Origin of the sequence: Maribacter aestuarii, assembly GCF_027474845.2 — a bacterium.
Lineage (GTDB): Bacteria > Bacteroidota > Bacteroidia > Flavobacteriales > Flavobacteriaceae > Maribacter > Maribacter aestuarii.
The window spans coordinates 681,625-705,947 of the sequence record NZ_CP107031.2 but is presented as its reverse complement, the minus strand read 5'-3'; the positions used below and the strand labels follow the sequence as shown (position 1 = coordinate 705,947).

Here is a 24,323-nt window from a genome sequence, read left to right as displayed (position 1 = left end):
GTGTAGCTTTTTTACGCTGAAACCAGTTCAGTGTCAATTCGTCTTTTTTGGCTTCTTAGACTTGAAGGTTTTAAAAAAAGGGATGGCTAGCCATCCCTTTTTATCTATTTTCTAATACCAAGCTCTTTTATCAGCTCTCTGTACTTGACAATATCTTTTTTCTTTAGATAGTCTAAAAGACTTCTTCTTTTACCTACCAATTTCACCAATGACCTTTCTGTATTGTAATCTTTGTGATTATTCTTCAGGTGTCCGGTCAAATGGTTAATTCTGTGTGTGAACAACGCAACTTGCCCTTCTGTAGAACCAGTGTTCTCTGCTTTTCCGCCGTGTTTCTTAAAGATATCGGCTTTTACTTCTTTGGTTAAATACATTCCAATATTATGTTAAATGATTTTTATGTATCCGATTGATTTTCAATCAGGGCGCAAAGATAGACATTTTTAGTATTTCGAACTGTCTTTTTGCTAAAATACTGATGGGAACCGATTTATTTTCGAATTACATTGTTCTGGATTAAATCGATATAAAGATTAATTTTCTTTTTTAAATCCTTTCTATGCGAAATGAAGTCCAAAAATCCATGTTCCAATAAGAATTCCGCCGTCTGGAAATCATCAGGGAGCTCTTTTCCGGTGGCTTCTTTTACCACCCTTGGTCCAGCAAAACCAATTAAGGCACCTGGTTCCGAGATATTAATGTCCCCCAACATAGCGTAGGAGGCGGTAGTGCCGCCCGTAGTTGGGTCGGTACATAAAGAAATATAGGGTAAACCAGCCTCCGATAATTGTGCTAATTTAGCCGATGTTTTGGCCAACTGCATGAGCGAAAGCGCGGCTTCCATCATCCTAGCACCTCCGGATTTTGAAATCATTACAAAGGGTACTTTCTTCTTAATGGCATGATTTATGCCACGTGCAATTTTTTCTCCTACAACACTTCCCATAGATCCACCTATAAACGTGAAATCCATACAACAGATAACAATGTCCTTGCCTAAAGATTTTCCATAACCAGTTCTAACAGCGTCTTTCAGGCCTGTTTTTTTCTGAGCTGCTTTTAAACGATCACTATACTTTTTAGTGTCCTCGAACTTTAAAGGGTCTTTCGAGGTAAGTTTAGCGTCTAACTCAGTAAACTTGTTATCATCAAAAAGAATTTCAAAGTATTCCTTACTGCCGATTCTGACATGGTAATCGTCTTCCGGACTTACATAAAAGTTCTTTGCTAGATCGTCCGACTCTACAATTTTTCCCGTAGGGGATTTATACCAAAGTCCTTTTGGCGTGTCCTTTTTTTCCTCGGTAGAAGTTTGAATTCCTTTTTCCTTTCTTTTAAACCAAGCCGTCATGTTTTCCATTTTAAAAGTTAGTGTCCTTAGGGAATTATAACGTATTTACATTGTTCAAATCCTCGAATGCTTTCTTAAGTCTTTCAACGAAAGCAGTTTCGCCGGAGCGTAACCAAACACGAGGATCATAGAATTTCTTATTAGGTTCATCGGAACCTTTGGGGTTACCAATTTGGGTCTGGAGATATTCCTTGTTGTCCTGAACATAGTCCCTTACTCCGGATAGAAAAGCGTATTGTAGATCGGTATCTATATTCATTTTAATTACGCCGTAGCTGATCCCTTCTCTAATCTCCTCAACAGAAGATCCAGATCCACCATGAAAAACAAAATCAATATGATTATGCTCAACTCCAAATTTCTTAGAAATGTATTCCTGAGAATTCTTTAATATTTTTGGCGTCAATTTTACGTTACCTGGCTTGTAAACTCCATGGACATTTCCGAAGGCGGCCGCGATGGTAAACCTAGGGCTAACTTTTGATAATTCTTCGTAAGCATAGGCAACCTCTTCGGGTTGTGTATATAATTTGGAGTCGTCCACATCTGAATTATCTACCCCATCTTCTTCACCTCCTGTAATACCCAATTCTATTTCCAAAGTCATGTTCATTTTGCTCATGCGCTCCAGATATCCTTTACAGATTTCTATATTCTCCTCTAAGGGTTCCTCAGAAAGGTCGATCATATGTGAACTGAACAATGATTTTCCGGTCTCGGCAAAATGTTTTTCGCTGGCATCCAGTAGACCATCTATCCAAGGTAATAGTTTCTTGGCACAGTGATCGGTATGCAGAATTACAGTAGCACCATAGGCTTCCGCTAACTGGTGAACATGTTTTGCTCCGGCGATGGCACCATGTATGGCGGCATTCTGTCCTTCATTGGAAAGTCCTTTACCTGCGTTGAACTGTGCTCCACCGTTAGAAAATTGAATTATTACGGGAGCTTTGAGGGTAGCTGCAGTTTCCAGTACGCCGTTAATGGTATTAGATCCAATTACGTTGACTGCGGGCAGGGCAAACCCTTTTTCTTTTGCATAGTTAAAGATTGCCTGTACTTCGTCACCTGTGGCTACGCCTGGTTTTATATTGTGGGCCATACTGTTTCTGGTCTATTTTGTTAATCAAAAAATGTGCAACAAAAGTAATAAAACAATTAGATCTAAAAAGGATAGTTGATACCTATTTGCAATACGGAATTGGCAAAATTATAATCCCTGAACCATCTTTTAGAAGGTACTTCCGCCGGGTTATAAGTTTTGAAACCTAAATCCAACCGGAATAGGAAATAGGTAAAATCGTAACGTAATCCAAATCCAGAACCGAGCGCAATGTCCTTTAGAGATGAGATTCCGTTAAAGGTGGCATCTGGATTTTCAACGTCGTCAAAAACATTCCAAATGTTACCGGCGTCAGCAAAAATAGCTCCGTTGATATCACCAACTACAGGAAAGCGATATTCCAAATTGAAAGCTAATTTTAGGTTAGCCTCATTAAAATCATTGACTGCCGAAGTACTTCCTGGGCCAAGGGAATAGGGAAACCAAGCCCTATTGTCGTTGGATCCCCCGGCAAAATAACTTCGTACGAAGGGAATGTTATCCGAATTGCCATACGGGATAGCAATACCAAAAAAAGACCTCGCCGCCAGCACATTGGAGCGAGATAAATCCCAGTACTTTACAAAATCAAATTCGGTTTTAATGTATTGAGAAAAGGGCACTCCAAAAACGAGGAGGTCCCCATCCTCATCTTCGTTAAAAGGAATGATATTCGATAGTCCCGAAAGTAGGTTTCCTGCGCTTTCTACTTTAAAACGGAATTGGTAAAAACTATTATCGGCAATTCCATTTCTATTATTCTTGTTCAACGTATAGTTACTAGCGAAAATAAGGTTGTTTTCAGTTAGCCTTACCCGACGCTCCTCAATCCTTGAAACTTCCGTAAAATCTGTAGATGAAGTAGCCAGGCTCCTATCCTGAACAGCATTTATGAAACCTCTGGTACCTTCTGGTATGATAAGGACAGGATTGGTCTCACCTTCCGGGGTAACAAAAAAATCAGATACTAGAGGATTATCCTGATACGTATCCGCTATTCCATCCAGCTGCTCATAGGTATTCCTGTATACATTGAAAAACCGATTGCTGTTCACATTTCTGACGAATTGGACATTTAATAGTTCAATGGTATTTCTTATAAATTCATTTGGGGTCCAATTGTAACCAAGAACCGTATTGAATGTCTGCTTGTCCAGACCAATATTGTTCTGAAAACTAGTACCGATAGCTATGCGTGTTTTCGGCAAGGTATAATTTGGAATAATTTTGGAAGTGTTCAGAAAGGGAAACCATATTCTGGGAAAGTCCAGCGTTATTTCCCCACCAAGTTCTGTAAAGTAATCCTCTTGAAAAGAGGAACTGCTCAACAATCCGAACGCGCCATCTGCGGATAAACTTAGATTTTCAGCGCCTTTGAAAATATTTCGAATTAATAAGGAGGCTCCAATTCCAACTCCTAACCTTCTTAAGTTGGATCTACTTATCTCAAAATCTGTCCCTAAGGAGTATTTCGGCTTTGGAGCTAGGTAAATATTGGTATTGGTTCGAGTTCCGGTACTATCGGAATCAAAAATGATATTTGGATATTTAAAAACATTTAGACTGTTCAATTGTCTGGAAGTTCTAATTTTATCTATATCCCTGTAAATACTGTCTTTTTTGAAAAAGATGGCGTTGGCCAAGGTTTTCGGCTTGATTTGAAATTTATCCGAATAGTAGATGGTATAATCCCCGTAGTCAACGGTTCTAATTGAATCGGTAGTGTTGGTAGAGAGATAATCTGTATAAACATTAATTGTGTTGATACGTTCCACTTTATATTCTGATGTGGTGACTTGATTTTCTCCTCGTTTTCTTAAATCCCCAATGTTAAGGGTAATATTCATTTTCTGATCATCGGACAATCGGGTGGTGTCCCTAATGATATCAAATGTGATGGAACTCTCTTGAAAATTGCGAATTCCATTATTTCTAAAAATTTCCGTTAGTCGTTCCCTTTCATTGTTAAAATCATCTAGATTAAATTGTTTTCCTTCTTTAATAAAGGAATTGTTCGAATTGATGAAATATAGAGAGTCGATAGCTTTGGAAGAAATTTCATTACTTATGGAATCTAAAATGAAAGGCTTATCCAGGGAAATCTGATAGCTTACTTTAGCCCTTTGTTTTCGACCCATTGAATCGATGTTGTACGTTGTGCTGTTGTTAAAGTATCCTTTGCTGTCATAATAGGCGCTTAAACGCTCTAAACTTCTTCTAGTTCTGGAGGTATCCAAGACGACCGGGGCTTCCCCAATGTCCTTAAGCCAAACACTCAGCCCCTTTACCAAGAAGGATTCGCCCAGGCGTTCTACTTGTTTTGGAGAAAGAAATTTGTCCAGTCTTTCTTTCCTATTTTCTTTGCGATACAACCAATCCTGATACAGGGAATCTGGATTTTCCTTCGCAAGATTATAAAGATTTAAACGAAGGGGATAGCCTAAAATAGCCGTATTGGGTTTTTGATAAATAAGACTTTCTAACTCCTCATTATTAATTTTTATTGAATCTACAAGAATTTCGTTCTTAACGACCAAAAGCTCGTCGTCAGCCACTTTTTTTAGGGAGTTACAGGAAAAGGTAATTATTGCCAGTAGCGATAATAAGCTTAATTTAGCTATGTTGTTTTTTTGGCACACTACCGTCCTCATAGAAATCAAAAATACATTATTTGAATGGTTGTTAAAAGTGAATTGAAACTAATAAAAAGCTTACATCAAAAAAAGTACCGAACTCAACATGGACTTTTTATTGTGGAGGGAATTAAAGCTGTAGAGGAGGTTTTGAATTCCGATTTTAAGGTTCATAAAATATTTGCTTCTACACCAATAGCATCGAATGTTTTGACTGATATGGTGACATTGATTTCGGCCAGGGAACTAGCGCAAATGAGCAGTCTAACCAACCCAAATGGCGTTCTTGGAGTTTTTCATATACCAGAGCCAAAAAAGGTAGTTTCGAGTGATTGGATTTTGGTTCTGGACGATGTTCAAGATCCGGGAAATATGGGTACGATTATCCGACTTTGTGACTGGTTCGGAATTCAACATCTGGTCTGCTCAGAACATACCGTAGATTGCTATAATCCCAAAGTACTTCAGGCCACAATGGGTTCCATAACAAGGGTCAACATAGTTTATCTGGATTTAGCGGAGTTCCTTCAATCGGTTCAACTTCCAATATATGGTTCGTTTATGAGTGGTACATCCATTTCGCAAACCAAACTTCCCGAAAAGGGCGTATTGATAATGGGAAATGAGGGAAAAGGCATTTCAGGGCGGATTAAAGAGTTTTGTGAGCATACCATTGCAATTCCGCAGTATGGTTCAAAAACTGCTGAAAGTCTTAATGTCGCTACTGCTACATCAATTCTATTGAACGAAATTAGAAGAGAGTAAGCCTAACAACATTTGTAATGGGCAGGGACCGCTGAACTACTCAAAAGTAAAGTTGATGAATATGCCTCGGGTTCTCATTGCAGCCACGTTGCTGGTCCAAGGACTATTTGGGTCGTTGTCCCGAATTAGTTCATCGTTGATAGCGAACACACCGCGTATAGATGGACTAAACTTAAAGTATTCCAGATAAAAATCGATGCCGAAGCCAAGTTCGTAATTGTAGACCCATTTGGTCATACGAAAAGTTCCTGCGCTGTTATCGTCTAGACTATCTTCGTTACTGCCCAGGTTCAATGTCATGGAACCGCCACCTATAACAAATGGCTTCCAATTTCCTAACCGTCTGGTGCTGGCTTTCAATAACAGTGGAAAATTAATGTAAGTAGACTTTACCTCTCTGATCGCCTCTCTCTCCTCATCAAATCCCGGAAATCCAAGTTCTCTAGAGGTGTAATGCAGACCAGGCTCTAGACGCAGGTCTAGAAACTCATTTAAGCGCAACTCCCCAATAAGACCCACATTGAACCCTAAACTTTTGCTCACCAAGATATCTTGGGCATTATCAATGTAATCAAACTTAAAATCATATTGATTAAAACCTAAGAAATACCCCCAGTTCAATAATTTCTTATCCTCATTTTCTTTGTTAAGAATAGGGCGCTCGTTAAATTGGGCGCTAAGTGAAGGGGTCAAAAATAAAAGCCCCATTCCCATCAAAAACCATTTCTTCATCTAGATGCAATTACGTCAATCAATTATTCATCGGCAAGGGCATGAACCCTATTGAGTTTCAACCTCTTTTTTTGGCGATGTAAATTGATGCAACCCCAAATGTTTGGGGTCTGTTAGTTACATCTATAAACCCAATTTTGCGTAAAATATTGTTGAAGTTTTCGCCATGGGGGAAAACAGAGGCAGATTTAGATAAATAGCCATAGGCAGAATCATCCTTGGAAAATATTTTACCTATAAGTGGTAGTACATTTTTCGTATAAAATTGATATCCTTGCTTAAAAGGAGTTTTAACCGGAACGGCTGTTTCTAGAACGACCAGCGTTCCATTGGGTCTGAGCACCCTTAAAATTTCTGACAGACCAGTTTCCAGTGTTTCAAAGTTCCGTACTCCAAAAGATACGGTAACCGCATCGAAAGAATTGTCTTGAAATGAGAGATTCTCACTGTCTCCCACGACCATTTCTATAATACTGTCCAGATTTTTATCTTGTACTTTCTCTTTTCCAACGGCTAGCATACCAGGAGAAATATCCAGTCCAACAATTTTTTCCGCACCGGTCTTGGTTAGTGCAATGGCCAAATCTCCGGTACCAGTAGCTATATCCAAAATTTTTCTAGGTTTTTCCTTCTGCAATAGTGCTACAACTCTTTTGCGCCATTTTATATCGATACCAAAAGAAATGACCCTATTTAAGCCATCGTAATCCTTAGAAATCGTATCGAACATTTGAGTGACCTGTTCCTTTTTGCCCAGTTCGGAATTCTTATAGGGCTTAACTTTCTCTGCCATGAACAAATTTTTGGCAAAGATACAATATAGCCCATGCTTAACTCGAGCTTTGATTTTAAATTACAATTGGGTAGAAGGTTAAAAGATTGAAAATAAATGAAAAGCTAATTAAATTATGTAATTTTGCCGCGTAAAATTTGTGAATTTTTGAGATTCTTTTTCTGAAATTTCACAACGAAAGAACAAAAAAAATAGCTTTCGTATCTCAAAAATATACAACGTAATACATTAGATGAAGATTATAATTGCCGGGGCTGGTGAGGTAGGGTTTCATTTGGCTAAATTACTATCCTACGAATCTCAGGATATAACCCTTATAGATACACATAAAGAGAGTCTCGCTTATGCGGATAATCATTTAGATATCCGGGTACTGCGTGGCGATGCCACTTCCATTTCCGTACTTAGGGATGCACAGGTTGGGCAATCCAATTTGGTTATTGGCGTGACTTCATCTGAGACTACGAATATTACCTTATGCATTTTGGCCAAACAATTGGGCTGCGAGCGCACCATCGCAAGAATATCTAACACGGAGTTTGTAGAGCACAAGGATATTCTAAAATTTTCCAGTTTGGGTATTGATGAATTAATTTCGCCTGAGGAACTTGCTGCGACGGAAATACAATTGTTATTGAATAAGTCTGCCTTTAACGATACATACGAATTTGAGGAAGGTAAGTTAATAATGGTCGGAGTTTCATTACCTAAATCTGCACCCTTTGTGGGGAAAATGGTAAAGGAGGCTGCTAATATCTTTCCGGAATTACACTTCATGCCCATAGCATTACAGCGAATGGGTACTCAGTTTACGGTAATACCGAGGGGGGATACTATTTTTAAGGAGGGCGATCAAGTCTACTTTATTACGGTCAAGGAGGGTGTTGACGAGCTATACAAGTTAACGGGAAAGAAAAAAGAGGATATTAAGAATGTCATGATCCTGGGGGTAGCAAAGTGGGGTTCAAAACAGCGAGGGATTTATGTGCTAATAAATTTAATGTGAAGCTTATTGAAAAAAATAAGGAGAAAGCGTTTGATTTAGCTGATGACCTGCCCAACGCTTTGGTCATCAATGGTGATGGTAGGAATGTAGAACTTTTAGATGAAGAAAGTCTAGAATCTATGGATGCGTTTATCGCGGTTACCGGTAACTCTGAAACGAACATCATGTCCTGTTTGGTAGCTAAATCCAAACACATCAAAAAAACAATTGCGTTGGTGGAGAATATGGATTATTTCCAATTGTCACAATCAATTGGAATCGATACTTTGATTAACAAAAAATTATTGGCTGCGAACAATATATTCAGGCATATTAGAAGAGGAGAAGTCGTTGCGCTGATGCGATTGAATAATTTAAACGCCGAAATTTTGGAATTTATCGTAAAAAAGGACTCCAAAGTTACAGGCTCCACTATAAGGGAATTGAACTTTCCAAAATCGGCTACTATTGGTGGTGTGGTTAGGGACGGTGAAGGAATTATTGCCCTTGGTGGATTCGAAATAAAACCTGGAGACAGGGTAGTAGTCTGTTGCTTGCCTACCGAAATTCCAAAAATAGAACGAATGTTCCTTTAATATGCGCCTTAACTCAAGGATTATATTTCATTTGATGGGCCTACTGCTTCTGTGTAACGGAGGATTTATGCTTTTGGCCGCAGTAGTTAGTGGTATTTATGAGGACGGTGCTACATTGAGCATAACGCTCGCAGCTGTAAGTACCATGTTCGTGGGAACTTTCGCCATGTACTACACGAGAGGTCACCGAAAGGAGGTCAAGCAAAAAGAGGGCTATATCATTGTGACATTTGGGTGGATAGTTATGTCTATTTCTGGAATGCTACCTTATTTGTTTTCCGGTGCCATTCCTGACATCACTAATGCTTTTTTTGAAACTATTTCAGGATATACGACCACAGGAGCTTCAGTGGTAAATGATATAGAGGCCCTCCCTGAGGGTATTCTTTTATGGCGTAGTCTTACCCATTGGATAGGGGGCATGGGAATAATAGTTTTGGCTATTGCCATTTTGCCACTTTTGGGGATTGGTGGCATGCAACTATTCGCCGCAGAAGCACCAGGGCCTAGTTCGGATAAACTACACCCAAGAATTACGGATACTGCAAAACGGTTATGGCTAATTTATTTTGGATATACCGTAGCGGAAACTTTACTATTGAAGTTAGCGGGAATGTCGTTTTTTGATGCTGCGAACCATGCGTTGTCAACGCTATCTACTGGTGGATTTTCAACGAAAAATGCTAGCTTGGCTTATTGGAACGATCGGCCATTGATTCAATATATTGTTATATTCTTCATGTTCTTAGCGGGAACCAATTTTGTGATGAGCTACTTTGCTTTCAAAGGAAAGGTGCAAAAGGTATTAAAGGACGAGGAGTTTAAGTTTTACGCTTTGTTCGTTGTGTCTGCCACTATTTTGGTGGCGTTGGTTATTTATTTTCAAGCTCATATCACTGAACTTACTCCAGGCTATCCTATGGTGCTTGGGAAGTTGGAAAGTTCTTTTAGACACGGACTTTTTCAGGTTGTGGCCATAGTGACCACAACAGGATTTGTAAGTGCTGATTTCACCGCATGGACACCTTTCTTGACCATATTTTTCTTTGGACTATTCTTTTTAGGGGGTTCCGCCGGCTCTACATCTGGCGGTATAAAAGTGATGCGGCATTTATTGATTATAAAAAATGGGGTGTTAGAATTTAAACGGACATTACACACCAATGCTATCATTCCCGTACGCTATAATAACAAAACAATTAAGGTGGAAATTGTTTATAATATTATTGGATTTTTTGTTTTATACATGTTGTTGTTCGTTATTGGTGCGCTTGTTCTTGGATTTTTAGGATTAGATTTTGAATCTGCTATTGGGGGCGCTGCTTCCTCATTGGGTAATGTAGGCCCTGCATTAGGTAGTCTTAATCCGGTAAGCAACTTTAACGGACTTCCTGCACTGGCGAAATGGTGGTGCGGTTTTCTAATGTTAGCCGGGAGGTTGGAACTCTTTACGGTGCTTATCTTGCTCACTCCCTATTTCTGGAAAAGGACATAAAAAAAACCCAAAATTCTAACAAGTCTTAGGGTTTCTTAAACGTTATAAGAATTAGGGGTCTATGAAACCACTTCCTTAATCCTTGCAATGGCCTCTCTAATCTCCTTTTCAGAAGCTGCGTAGGAAATACGAATGCAATTTCCATTACCAAAAGCATCGCCGGTTACTGTAGCGACGTTGGCATGTTCCAATAGATACATCGAAAAATCGGAAGCGTTGTTAATTTTGGATCCGTTCAAGGTTTTACCGAAATATGCCGTTACATCCGGATAAACATAAAAAGCGCCTTCAGGTTCGTTGCACTTGAATCCGTCGATATCCTTTAAAAGGTCCAAAATCAATTTTCTTCGCTCTTTAAACTCATCCACCATATATTTAATACGATCTGGGGATTCCTCTAAAGCAGTAATTACGGCACGTTGCGCGATGCAATTGGCTCCACTGGTGACCTGACCTTGTAATTTGTTACAGGCACGGGCAATGTAGGCGGGTGCACCGATGTAACCAATACGCCACCCTGTCATCGCAAAAGCCTTTGCCACACCATTAACCGTAACGGTGCGGTCGTACATATCTTCAAACTCGGCCATGGAGGCGTGAGCCGTCACTCCATAATTTATATGTTCATATATCTCATCACTAACCACGATAATTTGAGGGTGCTTTTGTAGAACATCTGCTAAAGAACGAAGTTCTTCCTTGCTATATATAGAACCGCTAGGGTTACAGGGAGAGCTATACCATAGCATCCTGGTTTTTGGAGTAATGGCGGCCTCTAATTGCTCAGCAGTCATTTTGAAGTCATTTTCTAAAGTAGTGGGAACTTCTACGGGTACACCATCGGCAAGTTTTACTATATCCGAATAGCTAACCCAATAGGGGCAGGGAAGTATGACTTCATCCCCTTTGTTTAAAATTACTTGCGCAACATTATAAAGAGACTGTTTGGCACCCGTAGAAACCACTATTTGAGGAGCCTGATAAGATAAAACGTTATCACGTTTGAACTTAGCGATAATAGCATTTTTCAATTCTACATATCCATCCACCGGGGTATACGAATTATACCCATCGTTTACCGCTTGTATCGCGGCTGCCTTAATGTAATCCGGAATATCAAAATCAGGTTCACCAAGACTTAATCCTATGATATCTTTTCCTGAAGCTCTTAATTCTCTGGCCTTAGCGGCCATTTCTAATGTAGCGGATGGAGTTACGCTATTAATCCTATCCGAAAGTTGATTGCTCATAAGTGGTATAAAATTACTAGTACTGTAAGGAAGGTTCTTTGCCTAGTTCCTTGAGATGTTTGAAATGCGAAATTATAGCTTTTCTAGTAGTTTTATATTCATTGTATGGCAAATTAAATTCCGATGCCGTTTGTTTAACAATTTCGGAAATTTTTGTATAATGTACATGGCTAATATTCGGAAAAATATGATGTTCTACTTGGTGATTCAGTCCGCCTGTAAACCAGTTTACGATCCGATTCTTCGTACCAAAATTTACAGTTGTGAAGAGTTGATGTATGGCCCAAGTATTTTTCATGGTTCCAGTATTGTCCGGTAAAGGTGTATCCGCTTCATTAACGATATGGGCCAATTGGAATACTACGCTCAAGATTACCCCTGCTACATAATGCATCACAAAAAAGCCTATCAATATTTTCCACCAGGCGATATCCAATACGAGCATAGGCAGTACAATCCATATAGCAACGTAAAGGGTCTTGGTAATTAACAAGGTACTCCAGTTTACGGCAGCACTAGGCAATTTGCCATACGAAAGTTTGCGCTTCATATACCGGTACATTTGCTGAAAGTCTGTGGTAATAGCCCAGTTAAAGGTCAGTAGCCCGTAGAGAAATACAGAATAAAAGTGTTGAAACTTATGGTGCTTTTTCCACTCTGCATGTTTCGAAAAGCGCAGAATTCGGCCAGCTTCCATATCTTCATCATGCTCATGGATATTGGTGTATGTATGGTGTAATACATTGTGCTGTACCTGCCAGTTGTATACGTTACCTGCAAGAATATAAATGCTGCTTCCCATGAGTTTGTTTACCCATTTCTTATTCGAATAAGAGCCATGGTTACCGTCATGCATTACGTTCATGCCCACGCCGGCCATACCCACACCCATAACTATGGTTAGTAAAAGGTTGGCCCAGTTAGGAAGGCCTAATGTTAAAATCAAGAAATAGGGAGCCAAGAACAGGGTAAACATGACAATGGTCTTTACGTGTAGTCTCCAGTTTCCTGTTTTCTTAAGTTTATTTTTTTTAAAGTAGTCGTTTACTCTACCGTTTAAGGTTCTAAAAAATTTGGCAGAATCCTTTCTAGAGAATCGAATGGTATTTTGTTCCATAATCAAACAATCTTTTCTTTTATATATAACGCTAAAGATTCTTCAATAGTCTCAAAACTTCGATAAAAAGGAATCTTTATAAAGGTGAATATACTAATTTTATCGCTTTACAAAGATAAGCATGACAGTTGAAACGATATTCCAATATTTTCCCAATTTATCCGAAGCGCAGCAGACCCAGTTCCAACAGTTGGAAACTTTATATAAGGATTGGAATCAAAAAATCAATGTAGTCTCTAGAAAGGATATAGAGGAACTCTATTTACGTCATGTTTTACACTCCTTAGGGATTGCTAAAATACAAGAATTTAAGGACGGTTCTGAGGTTTTAGATGTGGGAACGGGTGGCGGTTTCCCAGGGGTGCCTTTAGCAATCTTATTTCCAGAGGTTCATTTTACATTAGTGGATTCCATTGGTAAAAAGATAAAAGTCGTGGATGAGGTGGTGGCTGGTCTTGGTTTGGAAAATATCAAAACAATAAACGCTAGGGTAGAGGAAGTACCGGGGCAGTTCGACTTTATCGTGAGTAGAGCTGTTGCGGCCATGCCTACATTCGTGCATTGGGTAAAAGGTAAAATAAAAAAAGAATCAGCTCATGAGAGGAGAAACGGAATTCTATATCTAAAGGGAGGTGATTTAACAGAAGAACTTCAGAATTACAAGACTGTTGAAATTTTTGATCTGACGGACTATTTTACAGAGGATTTCTTCGAGACAAAGAGAGTGGTCTATTTGCCTCTAAAATTCAGAGGTTAACTACAGGCTTAACAAGGTGTAATAACATTCACGGTATCTTCTGGCGTACATTTTGATATAAGCCCATAGGTGTATTTTAGCCCCCTATTATCGTCCATTCGGGGAGGAGTTTGTGTAGTCTTCATAATCAATACTTTAGATAACATGAATATCTATAATTAATATTCAATTTACAATTAATTAACGTTAAATTTACATTTAAATTGTGTGTATTCACATATTTATGACTGTTTTCGATTCTTACAATGCTGAGATGTTGGTAGGAATAATCATTTTGACACCCTAAAATGAAGTCCTGAAAAATTCTGTTTCCATTCATGATAGCCTTGGCAACAGATTTGGATTTCTCTCAAAAATGCAAGGACATCCTGGGCATTTATAACCCCGAGTATTTGGAAATTGATTGTATCTTATTACTCAAGGATGACGGTTGTTTTAAAATACATTTTATTAGTAACTCTGATGTCAGTAGAACTGCTCGCAGTTTCGGAAGAGATGATATAATTTCTTTATTTTACTTGACACTCAACCGATTCAGTTCTTTCCTAAGACTGTAACCAGATAAAATTTGCGCCAAGTTTATGCACAAAAAAAAGCCTTTGATCCAAAAATGGTCTAAGGCTTTATCTCAGATTTAATACTGGTATTATTTACTCCAAGGCGGCACAACTCCGTTTGTTCTCGCATAAGCGATAAGTTGTCCCTTGTGTTCTCCGTTATGCTCCATAATAGCCAGAAGGCCTCCCATTTTGTTCATTTTCGCAAAACCGAAATCCACTTCCTCATTCAAGTCATCGCTTTCTACTTCCATTATTTTCTCCAATACAAATTCGTTGGATTTTTTTAAGGTAGCAATGATATTATCCTTACCAGTAATTTTGCCAAGACTCATCATATCTACATCTTCCGGTGGCGGAAATCCCAGTTTGGAAGCTAAGAAGTAATTACCTCCGGCAATGTGTAAAAGGGCCTCTCCTACGGAGTTAACGCCCTCAGAAGGTCTCCAATCGTACTGGTCTTCAGAGAAGGCTTCGGCCAGTTGTACCACTTGTGCTTGATTTCCCGTTAAAACTCCCTGTATCGTAGCTTGGGCTAGTTTGTCCTGTGCATAGGTCATAGTCACGACCATCAGCATACATGCAAAAATTAATTTTTTCATTTTATTGGATTATAGTTGTTCAAGTCTAAAGGATTATTCCTCAGACCTTTAAATGTAATAAAAAACTTTTCCTAGATGCTGATTTTGGTATTTGTTTAACATTGAATCACCCTAAAAACGGATATCTGTAGTCTTCTGGAGTAATAAAAGTTTCTTTGATTAAACGTGGCGATACCCATCTTAAAAGGTTTTGAGCCGAGCCCGCTTTGTCGTTAGTTCCAGAAGCTCTGGCACCGCCAAAAGGTTGCTGACCTACTACGGCACCGGTAGGTTTGTCGTTAATGTAAAAATTACCTGCGCAGTTTTGTAATGCTTTGGTCGCCTCTTCAATAGCATACCTGTCCGCCGAGAGCACTGCTCCCGTAAGTGCATACTCGGAAGTAGAATCAACCAATTCCAGCGTTTTGCTCCAATCCTTATCTTCATACACATATATGGTAACCACTGGACCAAATAGCTCGGTCTCCATGGTCGTGTATTTTGGGTCTGTGGTTAGGATAACAGTGGGTTCAATAAAGTAACCTTCAGATTTATCATAAGTTCCTCCGGCTATAATTTCAGCGCTCTCATCCTTCTTAGCTTGGCTTATGTATTTCACCAACTTATCAAAAGAATTTTCGTGAATTACTGCCGTAATAAAATTGGACATATCTTCTGGAGAACCTGGTTTGTTGAATGAATCGATGTCCTTTTTCACCAAATCCAAAATTTCCTCGGAAGTGGATTTTGGCAAATAGACTCGTGAGGCTGCACTACATTTTTGACCTTGGAATTCAAATGCTCCACGAACAATAGCGGTTGCCACTTGGGCAGCTTTGGCCGAGGGATGTGCGACTATAAAGTCCTTGCCTCCTGTTTCTCCAACAATTCTTGGGTATGTTTTAAAGGTGTGAATATTGTTTCCGATTTGTTTCCAAAGTTCCTTGAAAACATGCGTGGAACCTGTAAAGTGTATTCCGGCAAAATCTGGGCTGGCTAGGACGGTCTCCGTTATCATGACCGGGTCTCCGTAAACAACATTTATGACACCATCTGGAAGTCCGGCTTCCTTAAAAACATCCACGATAACCTTGGCCGAAAAAATTTGGCTATCACTTGGTTTCCAAAGCACTACATTTCCCATCATTGCTGCACTAGCGGGTAGATTCCCTGCAATTGCCGTAAAATTGAAAGGTGTTACCGCATAAACGAAGCCCTCTAAAGGGCGATATTCCACCCTGTTCCAAATACCTTCAGCGGAGTCTGGTTGCTCCTCATAGATTTGAGACATATACTCTACGTTAAACCGCAAGAAATCTATGAATTCACAGGCGGCATCTATTTCTGCCTGATGAATGGTCTTGGATTGTGCAATCATTGTGGCCGCATTGATTTTATCACGATAGGGCCCTGCGATTAGTTCGGCGGCCTTCAAGAATATTGCAGCGCGCTGCTCCCAAACTAAATTTGCCCATGCTTCGCGGGAATCCAAACAATTTTGAATAGCCTCCTCTACGTGTTTCTTTTCGGCCAAATGGTATTCGCCTACCACATGTTGATGATCGTGGGGAGGAGACATGGGTTTAGTTTTCCCGGTTCTCACCTCTTTCGATCCAATGTACATTGGGACATCTACTTTATCTTTATAATAGGCTTTATATTGTTTTAAGACAGATTCGCGCTCAGGTGTACCCGGAGCGTAGCTTTTAATTGGTTCGTTGAATGCAGTTGGCACTTGAAAAACACCTTTACCCATGGTCAAAAATTTTAAATTAAAAAGTAGCCCAAAGGTACTAAAAGGGATAGCGACTAAAAACCAAAAAATGGATTAAAAGAAATTAGTTCAGGGCAAAGGGAGCGCTGAACTTGAATGTAGGTATATGTACCCTGAATTTTTCAGTGGAACTAAAATTAACCATATTATAATGGCCTTTCATTGCCCCAATTGGAGAAGTTAATAAACAACCTGAGTTGTAGGTATGCGACTCTCCCGGTTTAATTACGGGCTTTTTTCCGATAACGCCTTCCCCGTCCAAGGTATCCATATCATTTAAAGAATCGTAAATTTTCCAATGGCGAGAGGTAAGCTGAACGGCATCCTTGCTTTGGTTTTCAATTGTAATCGTATAGCCAAAAGCATAGTGCATCTTATAATTTTTGAAGAAGGTTCCTTCAAAATTAGTCTGAACTGAAATCTTTATGCCTTTTGTTACCTGTGTTATCATAAATGAAACTAGTAAGTGAATAAGCTACCTGCCAATAATACTACTACGCCGATGGCTGCTAAAATAACGAAAATAGTGTTCAGAAAAACGTATTTAACAATAGTTTTAAATCTTCCCTGTTTATAAAAATTCCGCATGGCCTTATATAGGTATATGCTAAAAATCAAAAGAAAGATTCCACTACTCGCCGTACCAAAGACCGAGTCTATCAAAGAGCTTATAATGAGCAAGATAAACAACAGTGATTGATTGTGGAAACTAAAGATTAAATGATCGGTATAAGTATGTTTTTTCCTGATATATGCCAACCAAACAAAGATTGTGAAGACCGGTAAAAAGAAAAATGTTGTAAACGGTAGCTTTGAGATAAGTGAGTTGAGGTAAGCCCCGGGCTCTCTCTTTGCCTTGACCAAACTCTGGGCAGCATTAAACGCAAGTTGGTTGCCTGTGCTGTTTTCTATTCCATACTTGGTTATGGCCTCATCAAGGCTATATATTGAGTCTTTTTCAATTAAGGTTACAAAAATTTCCTGTTTTCCAAAATGACGGGAGAAAAACGAATCGTCCGAAACGGCATCAAACTGTTTTTTGGGATTTGCTAATATGATAGAATCTTTAATTCTTGTTTGTTTTGAAATTTTTTCGCCCAACTTTAGGGAATCCAACCCTGCCAATAATTCTTTTTTCTCCTTTTCATCCCCAAAGTCAAGTCCGTCAATATCAGTGACATTCAGATTAAAGGGGTTGTCCGTTGCGTTGGTTCCGTATCGGTTTAATTCATCAAAATCTCCTGAAAGACTCATCAGGAGGAAATAAATAATTGCCAAACTTAGAAGAAACCTAAAGGGGTTGGTATAAGAGACCCTTTTGCCGGCGATGTAGTCCTTGGTTATCCTTCCAGGACGCAATAAGAGGGCCGCCAACGTTTTGAGCAGTCTGGAATCATAAGAAATAATATTGGAAAAAAACTCGTCAAAAAAGTCTTTTAAAGTGAGTTTGCGCGTACTATTGGCTTGCGAGCAATTTGGACAATATTTGTGGCTAATGTCCAATGGATGCCCACAGTTAAGACATTCAACCCCCCTGTGCTTTAATTTAAAACGCCCTGCTGTATTAACGCCGGGTTTGGTCTCCATGGTGATCTAAATTTTATGTATTCAGTTAGTTGGTAATATTCCTAGAGTTCGCGGAACCCACACCAATAATACTGTCATACATATCCCCAAAATCTCTATAATACACCAGAATCAGGTAATTATTTTCAGTAAAATGGAAATTTCCACTTACTGCGTTCAGGCGAATTTTCCCATTGTTTCCTCTAATGGCGTATTTATAATTATAGAACCCCTGCTTTAATTTTAAGGTAGCTTCCATCATTCCGTTGTTCTCGTTATACGCCATCTTATTGGTGTCCGTAAATGCATAGTTGTTGTATTTCCCAAAAATATATACGTCGTCCAAGGCAATGGTGCCGGTATATGGCAAGCTAAAGTGAACATAGGTGTATTCCGCCTCTCTGGAGTCGTTGTCACCCTGTAAGGTCCTTACAACAAAATCTCCGTTTATATCGGGAAAATAAGTGTAGGGCTCATCATACCTGTACTCATCTGAAAATAAGTAATGGTTGTATAGCTCGTCTACCTCTATTCTGGAAATTTGCGAGCTGGGTGCCCTTAGGTCACTGGTGTCGAATAGCAAGAATTCATTGCCGCCAAAGAAAGATGTTTCCTTGTCATATCTGTAAATGAGCTCATTGCCCAATGTATATTGGGGAGGAACATTATAAATGGCCGTTGGCCAATAATAATTTTGAATAATGGCAATTTTAACTTCTTTCATAGGATTAACCAACCTGAAATTACCAGAATTGATGCTGAACTGGACTACTTGCTTTTCGTTCAAAAAATTAAAATCCCTTGATCTTTTGACCGTTGCGCCGACCTTTACCAAATCTTTGTAAACCACAAAACGTCTGGAAAACTGTAGTTCATAATTGCTGTTATAGATTTCTAACAGATAATTCCCGCTAACTTTAAGGCTCACGTTTTCGTTTGGAATCGTCAACTGATAGTTTGAGTAGGTCTCTAAGGTAGTATAGCTATTCTCGTAATTTATGATTCGTTGGTTATCTATCCCGTCTAAAAATTGAGATTTTAAAAGGTCCGATGGTGTCCAGTCGTAATCGCAATGTACTATTTTGTAGTAGTAGTCCTGTTCGTTGGCCAAAAGGTCATCAAAATCCAGGTAAATAGGTTCGCCAATTTGGATGATAGGAAACTGGTCATCCGTAGGTCCTTTAAAGATTATTGATTTAATATTCTCTGGGGGATTTACCTCCTCTTGTACCTGTGCGAGTACCATTTGGGCACAAAGTAGGCACAAAATGTGTTTAAGAAATATCCGCATTAATAAGCTAATTTTTAAGTAAAGGTAAACAAAAACGATACTGAACAAATTAACATCGTTGTAAAGCCGAAATTATGGGGTAATTATTATGAAAACTTTCCATTTAGTAGTAAATTCGCACCAAATTTTGTTAATCAAAGGTCTACATGTATATGTCCAAAGACATCCGAATAAAAAAAGGGTTGAACATTAATTTAGTAGGTGCTGCAGAACAAACCACTTCCAAAGCAGTTGCGAGTAATGCTTACGCAATCAATCTTGAAGATTTTCATGGAATAACCCCAAAAATGCTGGTAAAACAAGGGGCCGAGGTTAAAGCCGGTGAGCCGTTGTTCTACAATAAGAATATTGAGGATATGTTGTTTGTTTCCCCTGTGAGCGGAGAGCTCGTGGAGATTGAAAGAGGGGCTAGAAGACGTATTCTAACCATTAGGATTTTAGCGGATAAGACACAAGAAACGATAGCGCACAAAAAGTTGGATGTTGAAAAAGCGTCTAAAGAAGAGATTAAATCATATTTACTGAAAGGCGGATGTTGGCCATTTATTAAACAACGACCTTATGAGGTAATCGCCAATCCAGATACGACGCCTAAAGCAATCTTTATTTCGGGCTATGCCACTTCTCCTTTAGCCGCTGATTTGGATTATGTCTTACAGAATAAAGAAGAGCAGTTACAGGCTGCCATCAATGTACTTTCTAAATTAACTCCAGGAAAGGTGCACGTTTCAGTAGGGAAATCTGCAAACTCGCCTTTGGCATCATTGGAAGGGATAGAATTACACAAGGTATCCGGACCACATCCTGCGGGACTGGTGGGTACACAAATTAATAAAATTGACCCCATCAATAAGGGGGAATTGGTCTGGACGATCAGTCCTCAGGACCTAATTATATTGGGGGAATTTATTTTGACTGGAAAATTCAATGCCGAGCGTCTGGTCGCTTTGGCCGGTTCGTCGGTTAAAACGCCAAAGTACTACACTACAAAAATCGGTGCGGAAATTTCTACTTTTTTATACGCCAGTGGTGTAAACGAGGAAAATTTCAGGGTAATTAACGGTGATGTACTTACTGGTTCAAAAAGTAGCCCAGATGGATTCCTGGGATTTTATAATAATATCGTAACGGTTATTCCCGAGGGAGACGATTATGAGTTTTTTGGCTGGAACAAACCCGTATTCAACAAGGTTTCCACCACAAGGGCTCTTACTTTTTCATGGTTACAGCCCAAAAAGAAATATGATTTGGACACCAATACTAACGGAGAGCACAGGGCATTTGTAGTAACCGGACAATATGAAGAGGTTTTTCCAATGGATATTTACCCAATGCAACTTCTTAAGGCCTGCATGGTAAAGGATTTGGACGAGATGGAACAGCTGGGTCTTTATGAGGTTTCACCAGAAGATTTTTCCCTAACAGAATTTATATGTATTTCTAAACAACCACACCAGAAAATTATTCGTGAAGGATTAGATTTATTGCAAAAAGAAATAGGATAAAAAATGAGCATAAAAAGTAAATTACACGAACTTAAACTGAAGTATCAGGATAAAAAGATGGCGCCTGCCTTCAATGCATTCCATACTTTTTTGTTTACCCCCGATGAGACTACCCACGCAGGTGGTACTCATGTCAAAGCTGCGGATGATTTGAAGAGAACAATGAACACTGTTATAATGGCGTTGATTCCAATCTTGCTGTTTTCAATGTTCAACGCTGGGTATCAATACTATTCTGCACTTAATGGTTTTCCAGAGAACTTCTCGGTTTTGGAGCATTTCATTACTTGGGATAATTTTTGGGTCGGTATTACACAGGTATTGCCATTAGTGGTTGTTTCCTACGGCGTAGGACTATTGGTCGAATTTATATTTGCGGTCATAAAAGGCCATGAGGTAGAAGAAGGATATTTGGTAACGGGTATGTTAGTGCCATTGATTGTTCCCATTGATACACCATTATGGATGTTGGCTGTCGCCGTTGTTTTCGGTGTAGTAATCGTAAAAGAGGTTTTCGGCGGAACAGGAATGAATATTATAAATCCAGCACTTAGTATCAGGGCATTTCTATTCTTTGCATACCCAACATGGATGAGTGGTGATAAGGTATGGGTCTGGACCGCGCGTGAGCGATCTGAACAAATTTTAGCGGGTAATACAGATGTGGAAGCTATCTCGGGTGAAACAATACTTGGTTATTTGGCACAAAACAACGACGCTGCCATGACCGCTAAATATAGTGTTTCAGATATGTTCTTTGGTTTTATTCCAGGTTCGGTCGGAGAGACTTCAGCGTTCTTGTGTCTTCTTGGTGGAGCATTTTTAATTTTCAGTAAAATTGCAAGCTGGCGAATCATGTTGAGTGCCGTTTTAGGAGCTTTATCAATGGGACTTATTTTTAATCAAGTGGTTGATTTTGGTTGGATAGGAGAGACGAGTAAATTTTACGGACTGATGAGCTTCGATTTCTGGAAACACCTGATAGTAGGAGGTCTGGCATTTGGTATCGTCTATATGGCTACTGACCCGGTTACTGGGTCGCAGACCAATCGTGGAAAATGGATTTACGGATTCTTGATTGGATTTATTTCCGTTATGATACGGGTTTTCAACCCAGCATATCCAGAAGGTGTTTTCTTGGCAATATTATTAATGAACGTATTTGCTCCGACCATTGATCATTATGTTATTCGTGGAAATATAAAGCGAAGAATGAAACGGTTAAAGAATGCCACAATATTACCAAAGGACTCCGAGAGCAAAACACAAGAACTACAACCCGAAACAGTTTAGTTATGGCAATAGATACAGATAAAAACATATATACCGTAGTTTTCGCAGCCGTAATGGTTGTAGTAGTAGGTTCAATTCTTGCTTTTTTGGCTTCAGGATTAAGTCCGCAAATCAAGGAAAATGAGCGGTACGAGAAACAACAGAACATTCTTTACGCCATGGGCGTTAATGAGAACGGCGATGATAGCGGAAGTGTTAACTTCGTACCTACGGATAGAGTGGAAAATGAATTCAAAAACTATATAAAAGAGCAATTAGTTATACAGGGAGATAAAATCACCCAAAATGACGAAGCGTTTCTTATCGATTTAAAAAAACAGCTAGCGGCCATTAAGAAGGGCCAAGATTATCAATTGCCTGTTTTCATTGGTGAGAAAGAGGGTAAGAAGTTTTATATTATCCCAATGTATGGAAAAGGCCTTTGGGATGCCATTTGGGGTTTTGTTGCCCTTGATGAAACGTTGACAGTACAAGGCGTTTATTTTGACCATAAAGGAGAAACCCCAGGTTTAGGGGCGAACATTAAAATGCGCTATTTCATGGACGACTTTTCTGGGGAGTCCATTTTGGATGGAACAAGATATGCCGGAATCTCGGTTGCAAAAGGAAACAATGATCCCTTGAACAAGGATAAGGAGGATAATGAAGTTGATGCGCTTGCAGGAGCAACGATAACCGGGAACGGGGTATCAGCTATGATTAAGGAAAGCGTTAATTTGTACAAACCTTTTTTAGAAACTATTAGAGCAAAGTAATATGGCACTACTCTCAAAAAAAGACACCAATCTAATTTTAGATCCACTTGCGGATAACAATCCAATTACAATCCAAGTATTGGGAATCTGCTCAGCATTAGCGATTACAGCGGAGTTAAAGGCTTCTGTAGTAATGGCACTTGCCGTAGTATTTGTACTTGGGCTTGGCAATGTAGTTGTATCATTGATGCGTAATATCATACCCTCAAAAATCAGGATTATCGTTCAATTGATTGTGGTTGCAACCTTGGTAATTATTGTTGATCAGGTTTTAAAAGCCTTTGCTTATGAGCTAAGTAAAACTTTAGCCGTTTTTGTTGGTTTGATTATTACGAATTGTATCATAATGGGGCGTTTTGAAGCTTTTGCGTTGGCCAACGGTCCTTGGAAATCCTTCTTGGATGGTATTGGAAATGCCTTAGGTTATGGGGTCATATTGATCATGGTCGGTTTTTTCAGGGAATTACTAGGATCGGGAACACTTTTTGGAATTCCGGTATTAGGTGACCCAATAGCTAAAACTGGACTATACTCCACAGGTTATGAAAATAATGGATTTATGATTATTCCACCTGCAGCTTTGATTGTGGTGGGTATCATCATATGGGTGCAACGTTCAAGAAATCCTGCTTTAGTCGAAGAAAACTAACAAGACAATAAAAAGAGATTATGTTAGAGCATGTAGAGTTATTTTTTAAATCCATTTTTATTGACAACATGGTATTTGCCGTGTTCTTGGGAATGTGTTCTTATTTGGCAGTTTCTAAGAAGGTAGCGACGGCTGTGGGTCTTGGTGCTGCGGTAATTTTTGTATTGGCAGTTACAGTGCCCTTAAACTGGTTACTGGATAAATATTTATTACAAGATGGTGCGCTGGCTTGGTTGGGTCCAGAATATGCGGAATATAACCTAAGCTTTTTATCCTTTATCCTTTTTATCGCAACAATCGCCACTATGGTGCAACTTGTAGAGATAGTGGTAGAGAAATTCTCACCTTCACTTTATAACTCTTTGGGAATCTTTTTACCATTGATAGCCGTAAACTGTGCCATCTTAGGGGGTTCTTTATTTATGCAGGCTAGAGAGATTGAAACTTTGGGCTTGGCTTTTAATTATGGAGTGAGTTCCGGAATCGGTTGGTTCTTGGCAATTTTAGCCATTGCCGCAATAAGGGAAAAAATCAGATATTCAAATGTACCCGCTCCTCTACGTGGACTAGGAATAACGTTCATTATTACCGGATTAATGGGGATTGGATTTCAAAGTTTTGGTGGAATGTTAACCGGAGGAGACGACCCAGTGGAGACGCCAGAAACAGCGGTAGAAATTAAGGTAGAAGAAAAAATTTCTCCAGTTGATGAAGTAAGTAAAATTGAAGAAGAGATAGACGATAAGGAAATCTCTTATAACGATGTAAACGAATAA

At 39.2% G+C, this 24,323-nt stretch carries 21 protein-coding genes and 1 pseudogene; 9 read left to right on the top strand and 13 right to left on the bottom strand.

What is annotated here, in order from left to right:
• Positions 1 to 104: 104 nt before the first annotated feature.
• The 4 genes from rpsO to tamL all read right to left on the bottom strand — a co-directional run bounded on the left by rpsO (position 105) and on the right by tamL (position 5,104).
• The gene (rpsO, locus tag N8A89_RS03085) at positions 105 to 374 is read right to left on the bottom strand and encodes a 30S ribosomal protein S15 (RefSeq protein WP_281540929.1); all 270 of its coding nucleotides are present in this window, start codon (positions 372 to 374) and stop codon (positions 105 to 107) included.
• Between the two features lie 116 nt (positions 375 to 490).
• The gene (gene accD, locus N8A89_RS03080; protein WP_289644902.1) at positions 491 to 1,351 is read right to left on the bottom strand and encodes an acetyl-CoA carboxylase, carboxyltransferase subunit beta; all 861 of its coding nucleotides are present in this window, start codon (positions 1,349 to 1,351) and stop codon (positions 491 to 493) included.
• A gap of 34 nt (positions 1,352 to 1,385) precedes the next feature.
• Positions 1,386 to 2,453 (bottom strand): class II fructose-bisphosphate aldolase, encoded by a 1,068-nt coding sequence (gene fbaA / locus N8A89_RS03075; RefSeq protein WP_281540928.1) that lies wholly within the window; start codon positions 2,451 to 2,453, stop codon positions 1,386 to 1,388.
• Between the two features lie 62 nt (positions 2,454 to 2,515).
• Positions 2,516 to 5,104 carry a translocation and assembly module lipoprotein TamL gene (tamL, locus tag N8A89_RS03070; protein WP_289645543.1) on the bottom strand — a complete coding sequence of 863 codons (2,589 nt, stop codon included), beginning with the start codon at positions 5,102 to 5,104 and terminating at the stop codon, positions 2,516 to 2,518.
• A 42-nt stretch (positions 5,105 to 5,146) separates the two neighbouring features.
• Between tamL and N8A89_RS03065 the strand changes: the two genes are divergently transcribed.
• The gene (locus N8A89_RS03065; RefSeq protein ID WP_347343950.1) at positions 5,147 to 5,851 is read left to right on the top strand and encodes a TrmH family RNA methyltransferase; all 705 of its coding nucleotides are present in this window, start codon (positions 5,147 to 5,149) and stop codon (positions 5,849 to 5,851) included.
• A gap of 36 nt (positions 5,852 to 5,887) precedes the next feature.
• Here the strand turns inward: N8A89_RS03065 and porT are convergent, their stop codons facing one another.
• A complete protein-coding gene (gene porT, locus N8A89_RS03060; protein ID WP_281540926.1) occupies positions 5,888 to 6,583 on the bottom strand; it encodes a type IX secretion/gliding motility protein PorT/SprT in 696 nt (231 codons plus the stop codon).
• A gap of 58 nt (positions 6,584 to 6,641) precedes the next feature.
• Positions 6,642 to 7,376 carry a bifunctional demethylmenaquinone methyltransferase/2-methoxy-6-polyprenyl-1,4-benzoquinol methylase UbiE gene (gene ubiE / locus N8A89_RS03055; protein ID WP_281540925.1) on the bottom strand — a complete coding sequence of 245 codons (735 nt, stop codon included), beginning with the start codon at positions 7,374 to 7,376 and terminating at the stop codon, positions 6,642 to 6,644.
• A gap of 232 nt (positions 7,377 to 7,608) precedes the next feature.
• On the opposite strand from ubiE, the pseudogene trkA reads away from it, so the two are divergent.
• Positions 7,609 to 8,957 (top strand): annotated as a pseudogene (gene trkA / locus N8A89_RS03050) (Trk system potassium transporter TrkA).
• 1 nt (position 8,958) lies between these two features.
• Positions 8,959 to 10,452: a TrkH family potassium uptake protein gene (locus N8A89_RS03045; RefSeq protein ID WP_281540924.1), complete on the top strand. Its 1,494-nt coding sequence runs from the start codon at positions 8,959 to 8,961 to the stop codon at positions 10,450 to 10,452.
• A gap of 59 nt (positions 10,453 to 10,511) precedes the next feature.
• Here N8A89_RS03045 and N8A89_RS03040 read toward each other — a convergent pair whose 3' ends face one another.
• Positions 10,512 to 11,702, bottom strand: a complete 1,191-nt coding sequence (locus N8A89_RS03040) for a pyridoxal phosphate-dependent aminotransferase (RefSeq protein WP_281540923.1) — start codon at positions 11,700 to 11,702, stop codon at positions 10,512 to 10,514.
• Positions 11,703 to 11,718: 16 nt separating this feature from the next.
• Positions 11,719 to 12,819 carry a fatty acid desaturase family protein gene (locus tag N8A89_RS03035; protein ID WP_281540922.1) on the bottom strand — a complete coding sequence of 367 codons (1,101 nt, stop codon included), beginning with the start codon at positions 12,817 to 12,819 and terminating at the stop codon, positions 11,719 to 11,721.
• Positions 12,820 to 12,940: 121 nt separating this feature from the next.
• Between N8A89_RS03035 and rsmG the strand changes: the two genes are divergently transcribed.
• On the top strand, positions 12,941 to 13,576 hold the full coding sequence (rsmG, locus tag N8A89_RS03030; protein WP_281540921.1) for a 16S rRNA (guanine(527)-N(7))-methyltransferase RsmG: 636 nt from the start codon (positions 12,941 to 12,943) through the stop codon (positions 13,574 to 13,576).
• 646 nt (positions 13,577 to 14,222) lie between these two features.
• On the opposite strand, the gene N8A89_RS03025 is transcribed toward rsmG, so the two are convergent.
• The 5 genes from N8A89_RS03025 to N8A89_RS03005 form a co-directional block, all read right to left on the bottom strand.
• The gene (locus tag N8A89_RS03025; protein ID WP_281540920.1) at positions 14,223 to 14,735 is read right to left on the bottom strand and encodes a DinB family protein; all 513 of its coding nucleotides are present in this window, start codon (positions 14,733 to 14,735) and stop codon (positions 14,223 to 14,225) included.
• A gap of 106 nt (positions 14,736 to 14,841) precedes the next feature.
• Positions 14,842 to 16,470: an L-glutamate gamma-semialdehyde dehydrogenase gene (pruA, locus tag N8A89_RS03020; RefSeq protein ID WP_281540919.1), complete on the bottom strand. Its 1,629-nt coding sequence runs from the start codon at positions 16,468 to 16,470 to the stop codon at positions 14,842 to 14,844.
• A gap of 82 nt (positions 16,471 to 16,552) precedes the next feature.
• Positions 16,553 to 16,939 (bottom strand): Co2+/Mg2+ efflux protein ApaG, encoded by a 387-nt coding sequence (apaG, locus tag N8A89_RS03015; RefSeq protein WP_281540918.1) that lies wholly within the window; start codon positions 16,937 to 16,939, stop codon positions 16,553 to 16,555.
• An 8-nt stretch (positions 16,940 to 16,947) separates the two neighbouring features.
• A complete protein-coding gene (locus tag N8A89_RS03010) occupies positions 16,948 to 18,075 on the bottom strand; it encodes a DUF3667 domain-containing protein (RefSeq protein WP_289644900.1) in 1,128 nt (375 codons plus the stop codon).
• Positions 18,076 to 18,100: 25 nt separating this feature from the next.
• Complete coding sequence (locus tag N8A89_RS03005) at positions 18,101 to 19,345, bottom strand: type IX secretion system plug protein (RefSeq protein WP_281540916.1); 1,245 nt, start codon at positions 19,343 to 19,345, stop codon at positions 18,101 to 18,103.
• 152 nt (positions 19,346 to 19,497) lie between these two features.
• Between N8A89_RS03005 and N8A89_RS03000 the strand changes: the two genes are divergently transcribed.
• The 5 genes from N8A89_RS03000 to nqrE are packed head-to-tail and all read left to right on the top strand — an operon-like array spanning position 19,498 to position 24,323.
• Positions 19,498 to 20,850 (top strand): Na(+)-translocating NADH-quinone reductase subunit A, encoded by a 1,353-nt coding sequence (locus tag N8A89_RS03000; RefSeq protein WP_281540915.1) that lies wholly within the window; start codon positions 19,498 to 19,500, stop codon positions 20,848 to 20,850.
• A gap of 3 nt (positions 20,851 to 20,853) precedes the next feature.
• Complete coding sequence (locus tag N8A89_RS02995) at positions 20,854 to 22,143, top strand: NADH:ubiquinone reductase (Na(+)-transporting) subunit B (protein WP_281540914.1); 1,290 nt, start codon at positions 20,854 to 20,856, stop codon at positions 22,141 to 22,143.
• Positions 22,144 to 22,145: 2 nt separating this feature from the next.
• On the top strand, positions 22,146 to 22,898 hold the full coding sequence (locus N8A89_RS02990) for a Na(+)-translocating NADH-quinone reductase subunit C (RefSeq protein ID WP_281540913.1): 753 nt from the start codon (positions 22,146 to 22,148) through the stop codon (positions 22,896 to 22,898).
• Position 22,899: 1 nt separating this feature from the next.
• The gene (locus tag N8A89_RS02985; RefSeq protein ID WP_281540912.1) at positions 22,900 to 23,547 is read left to right on the top strand and encodes an NADH:ubiquinone reductase (Na(+)-transporting) subunit D; all 648 of its coding nucleotides are present in this window, start codon (positions 22,900 to 22,902) and stop codon (positions 23,545 to 23,547) included.
• A gap of 20 nt (positions 23,548 to 23,567) precedes the next feature.
• Positions 23,568 to 24,323, top strand: coding sequence for an NADH:ubiquinone reductase (Na(+)-transporting) subunit E (gene nqrE / locus N8A89_RS02980; protein WP_281540911.1), 756 nt, complete (start codon positions 23,568 to 23,570; stop codon positions 24,321 to 24,323).

Bases quoted from the DNA above. Each gene is read 5' to 3' on its own strand.
- rpsO (WP_281540929.1), bottom strand. From the start codon at position 374: ATGTATTTAACCAAAGAAGTAAAAGCCGATATCTTTAAGAAACACGGC.
- accD (WP_289644902.1), bottom strand. From the start codon at position 1,351: ATGACGGCTTGGTTTAAAAGAAAGGAAAAAGGAATTCAAACTTCTACC.
- fbaA (WP_281540928.1), bottom strand. From the start codon at position 2,453: ATGGCCCACAATATAAAACCAGGCGTAGCCACAGGTGACGAAGTACAG.
- tamL (WP_289645543.1), bottom strand. From the start codon at position 5,104: ATGAGGACGGTAGTGTGCCAAAAAAACAACATAGCTAAATTAAGCTTA.
- porT (WP_281540926.1), bottom strand. From the start codon at position 6,583: ATGAAGAAATGGTTTTTGATGGGAATGGGGCTTTTATTTTTGACCCCT.
- ubiE (WP_281540925.1), bottom strand. From the start codon at position 7,376: ATGGCAGAGAAAGTTAAGCCCTATAAGAATTCCGAACTGGGCAAAAAG.
- N8A89_RS03045 (WP_281540924.1), top strand. From the start codon at position 8,959: ATGCGCCTTAACTCAAGGATTATATTTCATTTGATGGGCCTACTGCTT.
- N8A89_RS03040 (WP_281540923.1), bottom strand. From the start codon at position 11,702: ATGAGCAATCAACTTTCGGATAGGATTAATAGCGTAACTCCATCCGCT.
- N8A89_RS03035 (WP_281540922.1), bottom strand. From the start codon at position 12,819: ATGGAACAAAATACCATTCGATTCTCTAGAAAGGATTCTGCCAAATTT.
- rsmG (WP_281540921.1), top strand. From the start codon at position 12,941: ATGACAGTTGAAACGATATTCCAATATTTTCCCAATTTATCCGAAGCG.
- N8A89_RS03025 (WP_281540920.1), bottom strand. From the start codon at position 14,735: ATGAAAAAATTAATTTTTGCATGTATGCTGATGGTCGTGACTATGACC.
- pruA (WP_281540919.1), bottom strand. From the start codon at position 16,470: ATGGGTAAAGGTGTTTTTCAAGTGCCAACTGCATTCAACGAACCAATT.
- apaG (WP_281540918.1), bottom strand. From the start codon at position 16,939: ATGATAACACAGGTAACAAAAGGCATAAAGATTTCAGTTCAGACTAAT.
- N8A89_RS03010 (WP_289644900.1), bottom strand. From the start codon at position 18,075: ATGGAGACCAAACCCGGCGTTAATACAGCAGGGCGTTTTAAATTAAAG.
- N8A89_RS03005 (WP_281540916.1), bottom strand. From the start codon at position 19,345: ATGCGGATATTTCTTAAACACATTTTGTGCCTACTTTGTGCCCAAATG.
- N8A89_RS03000 (WP_281540915.1), top strand. From the start codon at position 19,498: ATGTCCAAAGACATCCGAATAAAAAAAGGGTTGAACATTAATTTAGTA.
- N8A89_RS02995 (WP_281540914.1), top strand. From the start codon at position 20,854: ATGAGCATAAAAAGTAAATTACACGAACTTAAACTGAAGTATCAGGAT.
- N8A89_RS02990 (WP_281540913.1), top strand. From the start codon at position 22,146: ATGGCAATAGATACAGATAAAAACATATATACCGTAGTTTTCGCAGCC.
- N8A89_RS02985 (WP_281540912.1), top strand. From the start codon at position 22,900: ATGGCACTACTCTCAAAAAAAGACACCAATCTAATTTTAGATCCACTT.
- nqrE (WP_281540911.1), top strand. From the start codon at position 23,568: ATGTTAGAGCATGTAGAGTTATTTTTTAAATCCATTTTTATTGACAAC.